Origin of the sequence: Brevibacillus gelatini, from assembly GCF_003710935.1 — a bacterium.
Classification (GTDB): Bacteria; Bacillota; Bacilli; order Brevibacillales; family Brevibacillaceae; genus Brevibacillus; species Brevibacillus gelatini.
This window is the reverse complement of record NZ_RHHS01000023.1, coordinates 1-1,229: the sequence shown is the minus strand read 5'-3', so window position 1 is coordinate 1,229 and position 1,229 is coordinate 1. Positions and strand designations below refer to the sequence as shown.

Genomic DNA, 1,229 nt, shown 5'->3' with positions numbered 1-1,229 from the left:
CGATTGTTTTTGCAATCGAACGGACGGCAGAGGTGGGAGATGTGAGGTGCTCGGTTATCCATTGTTGGAGTGCTTCTTTTCCCGACTCTTCTGTCTGAGCTGCATATACCGTTCTCATGTGCTGAAGAGCGTTGTAAAGGCGTTCCAAATGGGGATCTTGAGCGAACCAGGCTTTCAATTCCTCCTGTTCCTCAGGTTTCAGTTTATCAGGAGATGTGTGGAGCAGACGTTGTTCATGTCTACCCCGGCGATGAGTTCCCCGCGAACGGGTACGTTTACGAGCAGCTTCTAACGATTTGGAGAAGAGCTGAATGACGTGGAACTTGTCCGCTACTACCGTGGCATCCTTCCAAACACCGCGAACCGTCTCAGCCATTCCAGGAGCCAAGTCTGTCACAACAACCTGTGGAGGCGTAGCAAAGGGCCAGTTCATGAGAGCCTGACGAACCTGCTCACGTGAACGCCCTTCTGTAACCTGCCAGATATGCCCGCTTTGTGCATCCATGAGGTTGACACCGTACTTGTGTCCTTTTTGGAGAGCAAACTCGTCCAGACAGACCATAGTAGGCGTAAGATGATCTTGGGGCTTAGCGAGAAGCTGAGGAGCCAGTTGGTAATACCACCGTTCCAATGTCGTATAGCAGATTCCGAGTTGTTTGGAAACGCTAAGCAAATCCCTCTTCTGACACAACTCAACGGCCATTTGACGAAACGCAAAAGTAGCCGTTCCTCGATAGGGAATTCCATCCCATTCGAGAGTCCAGGTGATCTGGCAATCGTGGCAACGTTGTCGATATACAGGAACACGTACCCAGACAGTACCCCATGAAGGAATAAAGCGGTGACGAAGAAGACGGTACCCTGGGCGAGCATGATTGGTGCTCTCTTTCAGGCAGAGAGGACACAGATGAGAGGCTGGATTGGGAGTGAGAGTCACTACCCAATCGGTTTCAGTCGTTTTGTCCCAATGGGAAAGTTGAAACGATGGAAGGCCGATTAAGTCTGTGGTAAACTGGTTAGACAACGTAGATTTCCTCCTATCTTGTGATGGTCTGGACAACTTTCACGATAGAGGAACATCTACGTTTTTTCAATGTCTAGCACGGGTTATGGTGATGAATCAATTTTCTTGAAGTAAAAAAGCGGAAGGCGTAATATAGATGATGGAATTTATTAGCAATGAGGGGGGGATTCCTTGCGTTTTTTAACGACATTTTCTCTCAGAAATT

Annotated in this window: 1 protein-coding gene; it reads right to left on the bottom strand. The window is 48.5% G+C overall.

Annotated elements, in window-relative coordinates; genetic code table 11:
- Positions 1 to 1,024, bottom strand: a 1,024-nt coding sequence (locus tag EDM57_RS10275; RefSeq protein WP_122904678.1) for a transposase, incomplete at its 3' end; no start/stop codon positions are given.
- Positions 1,025 to 1,229 lie beyond the last annotated feature (205 nt).